Raw genomic sequence first — 6,252 nt, forward strand, 5'->3', positions numbered from 1 at the left:
GATGCGGCCGCCCGGGAACACCCAGCGGTCGGGCATGAAGCTGTGGCCGGCGTGGCGCTTGCCCATCAGCACGCGGGGCTTGGCGGCGTCGCGGCGGATGATCATCACGGTGGCGGCGTTCTTGGGCCTGACGGCGCGGGCGCCGGGGATCCGGGGCGGGCCCTCCGGTCGTCGGGTCATGATCTCGGCTTCACTCATCGAACGACTGTATGGCGGCCCACGGGGCGGAGGGAAGGGCGCCTTTGCGGAAGCCTAGCGCCGGGGCCCGCCCTTCTTGCGGCCGTTGCGGATGTTCTTCGGCCGCCCGGGCTGGCCCGCGCGCGGCGGGCCCCTGAAGCCGGCCCCGCCGCCGGGCCTGCGCTCGTTGCGGGCTCTCATGCCGAGCCGGGGCCTGGGCGCGGTCGGGTCGGGCGCGGCCGGCTCGCTCAGCATCTCGAACAGCAGGCCGCCGTTGATCGGCGTGGCCTCCACCAGCTTGACTTGCACCCTCATGCCCAGGGGCCAGCGCGCGCCCGTCCGCTCGCCCACCAGGGCGTGGGCGCGGTCGTCGTGGATGAAGTACTCGCCGCCCAACTTGGAGACCGGGACCAGGCCGTCCGCGCCGGTCTCGTCCAGCCGCACGAACAGGCCGAAGCGGGTGACGCCGGTAATCCGGCCCGGGAACTCCGCGCCCACGCGGTCGGCCAGGAAGGCGGCCACATAGCGGTCGGTGGCGTCGCGCTCGGCGGCCATGGCCCGGCGCTCGGCGAAGGTGATGCTCTCGGCGGTGTCCTTCATCTTGGCGATGTCCCGCTCGGCGAGGCCGTCGGCGCCCAGGCCAAGCGCCGAGATCAGGCCCCGGTGCACGATCAGGTCGGCGTAGCGGCGGATCGGCGAGGTGAAGTGGGCGTATTTCGCCAGATTCAGGCCGAAGTGGCCGATGTTCTCGGTGGAATAGATCGCCTGCATCTGGCTGCGCAGGACGACCTCGTTGACGATGTCGCCGTGCTCGGTCTCGCGGGTCTCGTCCAGCAGCTTGTTGAAGCGCGCGGTGGTCGGCGCCTCGCCCTTTGACCAGGCGATGCCCAGCGTCTGGAGGAAATCGACCAGGGCCTGGACCTTCTCCGGGCTCGGGGTGTCGTGGATGCGATAGATCAGCGGGATGCGCTTGGCCTCAAGCGTCTCGGCGGCCGAGACGTTGGCCTGGATCATCATCTCCTCGATCAGTTTGTGGGCTTCGAGGCTGGCGCGCGGGGTGATCGAGGCGACCTCGCCCTCGCGGCTGATGACGATGCGCCGCTCGGCGCTCTCGATGGCCAGGGGCGAGCGGACGTCGCGGCCCTTCTTCAGCACCGCGTAGGCGGCGTAGAGCGGCTGGAGGATCGACTTGGCGATCGGGCGGGTCTTGTCGTCGGGCTGGCCGTCGGCGCAGGCCTGGGCCTGCTCGTAGGAGAGCTTGGCGGCCGAGCGCATCAGGCCGCGGACGAATTTGTGGCTGCGCTTGCGGCCGTCGGCGCCGAACACCATCCGCACCGCCATGCAGGCGCGGTTTTCGCCCTCACGCAGGGAGCAGAGGCCGTTGGACAGCACTTCCGGCAGCATCGGCTCCACACGGTCGGGGAAATAGACGCTGTTGGCCTTCTCGCGGGCCGTCTCGTCGAGGGCCGAGTTCGGGCGCACGTAGGCGGCGACGTCGGCGATGGCCACCCAGACGATCCAGCCGCCGGGGTTCTTGGGGTCGTCGTCGGCCTGCGCATAGACCGCATCGTCGTGGTCGCGGGCGTCGGCCGGGTCGATGGTGATGAAGGGGACGTCGCGCAGGTCCTCGCGGCCGGCGAGCGTCGGAGGCTGGGCGGCTTCCGCCTCGACCTCCGCGGCGGCGCTGAAGCCGGTGGGAATGCCATGGGCGTAGATGGCCAGCAGGGAGGCCGAGCGCGGCTCGTCCTCGCGGCCGATGACCTCCAGCAGCTTGCCGCGCTTGGGGCCGTAGCGGGTCTCCGCCGTGGTCGCCTGGGCGAGCACCAGGTCGCCGTCGCGCAGGCTCTCGGCCTGGGGATCGGTGAGCAACAGGCTTTCCTTGGACCGGCGATCCACCGGCTCCACGCGCACCTCGCGCCGCGCCTTGCGGATCACGCCAAGGATGCGCTGGCCGCCGGCGCCCAGCGCCTTGATCAGCCGCGCCTCGGTCGAGCCGTTCTCCAGCCGGGCGAAGCGGACCAGCAGGCGGTCGCCGACGCCGGGCGCGGGTCCGGCGTCGTCCTTGCGGGCGGGGGCCAGGGGGACCAGCGGGGCGTCCTCGCCCTTGGTCAGCTTGACCATCAGCTCGCCGTCGGCGTTGCGCTCGATGACGTCGACGACGCCGACCTCGGGCAGGGCGCCCACTTCGGCGAAGCCGCGCCGGCCCCTGCGGCCGAGCGCGCCCTCGGCCTCCATGGTTTGTAGGAGTTGGCGGAGCGCGCGGCGCTCCTCGCCCTTCAGCGCGAAGGCCTTGGCGATGGCGGCCTTGTCGGTCTCGCCGCTATCTCGGATGTACTTGAGGAGGGTGTCTCTATCGGGAAGTCCCTTGGGGAATCGGGTGGACTTCGGTTGTCTGGGTTTCGGCATAAGGGGGTGCTTAGCACCTTTCTTGGGTGTCTTCAGAGTTGGGTGAGCGGGGGCGCGAAGCCCGGCGTCAGCGTTCGAATTGGAGGCTGTCCGCATTCGTCGCGGCCCGTCGGGCCAGCGATGCGCAGGGCTCATATAGGCGCTCGGGGTTAAGATTGCACCCCTGGGCGCGGTCAGCCCCCGATCAGGAACGCCGTCATGGCGGGAACGGCGGTGCGGTCCTGGATGATGAACAGGTGGCCGCCGTCGAAGACCTGCAGCCGGGCGCCGGGGATGCGGGCGGCCATCTTCTCCTGGATGGCCGGGAGCGCGATGCCGTCGTAGCGGCCGGCGGCGATCAGGGTCGGGCAGGCGATCTGCGGCAGCCGGTCCCAGGTGTCGTGGGCGGCGCGGGCCGCGAGCTGCCGATGCGCACCCATGGCGTGCCCGGGCTCCTCCGCATAGGGGTCCGCCGCGCCCATGGCGACGAAGAGGGCGTACCGGTCCGGATGCGCCGCGGCCCAGGCGTCATCGCGGCGGGTGTCGCTGATCGGAATCATGTGCCGGGCGCGGGCCTCGCCCTTCAGGTGCTCGATCTCATGGAACGGGAAGGACGCGCCGCCGGCCCCGCCCGGGGACGTGCAGGCCAGCACCAGGCGTTTCACGCGTCGCGGATGCCGGATCGCCAGTTCCTGGGCCACCATGCCGCCGAACGAGACCCCGATCACCAGGGCGTCGTCCCATCCCTGGCCGGCCATCAGGGCCGCAGCGTCGTCGGCGTAGTCGGCCATGGAATAGGGGGTGTCGGGTTTTTCGGTCTGGCCCAGGCCGCGCTGATCGTAGGCCAGCAGGTCGAAAGCCTTGGCCAGCGGCCCGTCGAAGACGTTCGGCTTTATGCGCAGGTCGCCGCCCGTGCCGGAGATGAACAGCAGCGGCGGGCCGGAGCCCGCGCGTTCGAAATAGAGCTCCAATCCGTTGACGGTCGTGAACGGCATCTCAAACTCCGCTCATGCGGGGGTCAGGCCGACGCCGCCTTCTTCACAGCCGGCTTCTTCTTGGCCGCCGCCTTCTTCGCCGGAGCCTTCTTCGCCGCGGTCTTGGGCGCCGCCTTGGCCTTGGCGCCGCGGGCCGGCTTCTTGCCGCCGCCTTTCGCCGCGCGTTCGGCCAGCAACAGGACGGCCTGCTCCAGCGTCACGTTCTGCGGATCGGTGCCGCGGGGCACGTTGGCGTTGGTGGCGCCGTGCTTGATGTAGGGGCCATAGCGGCCGGACAGCACCTTCACCGGCGCGCCGTCCGCCGGGTGGGCGCCCAGGTCCTTCAGCGCCGCGGTCTCGCCGCGCCCGTTGCGGCCGCCGGCGCGCTTTTCGGCCAGCAGGGTGACGGCGCGGTTCAGCCCCACCTCGAACACCTCGTCGGCGCCCGTCAGGTTGGCGTAGGTGCCGGCGTGCAGGACGAAGGGCCCGAAGCGGCCGATGCCGGCCAGGATCGGCTGGCTGTCTTCCGGGTGCAGGCCGACCTCGCGCGGCAGGCGCAGGAGGCGCAGGCCCTTCTCCAGGTCCATGTCCGGCGCCGACCAGCCCTTGGGCAGGCTCGACCGCTTGGGCTTCTCGCCCTCGCCGAGCTGGACGTAGGCGCCGAAGCGGCCGGATTTCAGGAAGACCGTCAGGCCGGTGTCCGGATCGACCCCCAGTTCGCGGTCGCCGGAGGGCGTGTCGCCGTCCTCGGCCTCGGAGATCGGCCGGGTGTAGCGGCATTCCGGATAGTTCGAGCAGCCGACGAAGGGCCCGAACCGGCTGGTCTTCAGGCTGAGCCGGCCGGCGCCGCAGGTCGGGCAGGTGCGCGGATCGGAGCCGTCGGCCTTCGGCGGATAGAGGAAGGTCGCCAGCGCGCCGTCGAGGGAATCCAGCACCTCGCGGGTCGAGACCTTCAGCACTTCCTCGGTCTTCGGATGGAAGTCGGTCCAGAACTCGCGCAGCAGCACCTTCCAGTCGAGCTCGCCGGCCGAGACCAGGTCGAGCTTCTCCTCCAGCGCGGCGGTGAAGTCGTACTCCACGTAGCGGCGGAAGAACTCCTCGAGGAAGATCGTGACGAGGCGTCCCTTGTCCTCGGGAATGAACCGGTTCTTGTCCATCCGCACATAGGCGCGGTCGCGCAGCACCGTCAGGATCGAGGCGTAGGTGGAGGGCCGCCCGATGCCGAGCTCCTCCATCCGCTTGACCAGGCTGGCTTCCGAGAAGCGCGGCGGCGGCTCGGTGAAATGCTGGTCGGCGCGGGCGGCCAGCGTCTTGGCCTGGGCGCCCTGAGTCACCGCGGGCAGCTTTGAGACCGCCTCTTCCTCCGGGTCGTCGCGGCCTTCCTCGTAGACCGCCAGGTAACCGTCGAAGAGAGTCACGTCGCCGGAGGCGCGCAGCGCCGTCTTCCCGTCGCTGGATTCGAGATCGATGGTGGTGCGCTCGATGCGCGCGCTTTCCATCTGCGAGGCGATCATCCGCTTCCAGATCAGCTCATAGAGCCGGCCGAGGTCGGGATCGAGGCGCAGCTTGCCGGGGTTGCGCGCCAGGCTGGTCGGGCGGATCGCCTCGTGGGCCTCCTGGGCGTTCTTGGCCTTGGTGGAATAGAACCGGGGCTTCTCCGGCACATACTCCTTGCCATAGAGCCCGCCGATCACGCCGCGCGCCTCGTCCAGCGCCTCGGGCGCGGTCTGCACGCCGTCGGTCCGCATGTAGGTGATCAGGCCGACGGTCTCGCCGCCGATGTCGACGCCCTCATAGAGCCGCTGGGCGGCCTGCATGGTGCGCTGCGCGTTGAAGCCCAGCTTGCGCGAGGCCTCCTGCTGCAGGGTCGAGGTGGTGAAGGGCGGCGGCGGGGAACGTTTGGCCGGGCGCTTTTCCACCGCCGCGATGGTCAGGGCCGCGGCCTTGACCGCGTCGCGCGCCGCGAAGGCCGCCGCTTCATTGCCCAGGTCGAACTTGGTGAGGCGCTTGCCTTCGTGTTTGGTCAGGCGGGCCAGGAAGGGATCGCCGCCGGCCGAGACGTCGGCCTCGACGGTCCAGTATTCCTGAGTCTTGAACTGCTCGATCTCGATCTCGCGGTCGACCACCAGGCGCAGCGCCACCGACTGCACGCGTCCCGCCGAGCGCGAGCCCGGCAGCTTGCGCCACAGAACCGGCGAGAGCGTGAAGCCCACCAGATAGTCCAGCGCCCGGCGCGCGAGATAGGCGTCGACCAGCTCCATGTCGATGTCGCGCGGGGCCTTCATGGCCTCGGTGACGGCGGTCTTGGTGATGGCGTTGAACACCACCCGCTGCACGACCTGGCCCTTGATGGCTTTCTTCTTCTGCAACACCTCCAGCACGTGCCAGGAGATCGCCTCGCCCTCGCGGTCGGGGTCGGTGGCCAGGATGATCTTGTCCGCGCCCTTGGCGGCCGCGATGATCTCGTTCAGCGGCTTGGTGGAACGCGCGCCCACCTCCCAGGTCATGGCGAAGTCTTCGTCGGGGCGGACCGAGCCGTCCTTCTCCACCAGGTCGCGGACATGGCCGACGCTCGCCAGGACCTTGTAGTCCGAGCCCAGGTACTTGTTGATGGTCTTGGCCTTGGCCGGCGACTCGACGACGAGAACCTTCATGGAAACCGATTTGCTCATTGATCCGGGCGCTGCGGCTTAGCCCGCGGAGCCTTAAAAGCGCG

The 6,252-nt window shown here is 70.1% G+C and carries 3 protein-coding genes and 1 pseudogene; all 4 read right to left on the minus strand.

Translation table 11 applies throughout. The annotated features are described in order from the left end of the window. Positions 1 to 180, minus strand: a pseudogene (locus VNW53_RS19255) (NUDIX hydrolase); the annotation flags it as partial. Positions 181 to 252: 72 nt separating this feature from the next. Continuing rightward, the gene (rnr, locus tag VNW53_RS19260) at positions 253 to 2,583 is read right to left on the minus strand and encodes a ribonuclease R (RefSeq protein ID WP_325557649.1); all 2,331 of its coding nucleotides are present in this window, start codon (positions 2,581 to 2,583) and stop codon (positions 253 to 255) included. 173 nt (positions 2,584 to 2,756) lie between these two features. Further along, positions 2,757 to 3,557: an alpha/beta fold hydrolase gene (locus VNW53_RS19265; RefSeq protein ID WP_325557650.1), complete on the minus strand. Its 801-nt coding sequence runs from the start codon at positions 3,555 to 3,557 to the stop codon at positions 2,757 to 2,759. A 23-nt stretch (positions 3,558 to 3,580) separates the two neighbouring features. Further along, a complete protein-coding gene (topA, locus tag VNW53_RS19270) occupies positions 3,581 to 6,190 on the minus strand; it encodes a type I DNA topoisomerase (protein WP_325557652.1) in 2,610 nt (869 codons plus the stop codon). Positions 6,191 to 6,252: the final 62 nt, after the last annotated feature.

It is taken from the genome of Phenylobacterium sp. (assembly GCF_035569475.1).
Lineage (GTDB): Bacteria > Pseudomonadota > Alphaproteobacteria > Caulobacterales > Caulobacteraceae > Phenylobacterium.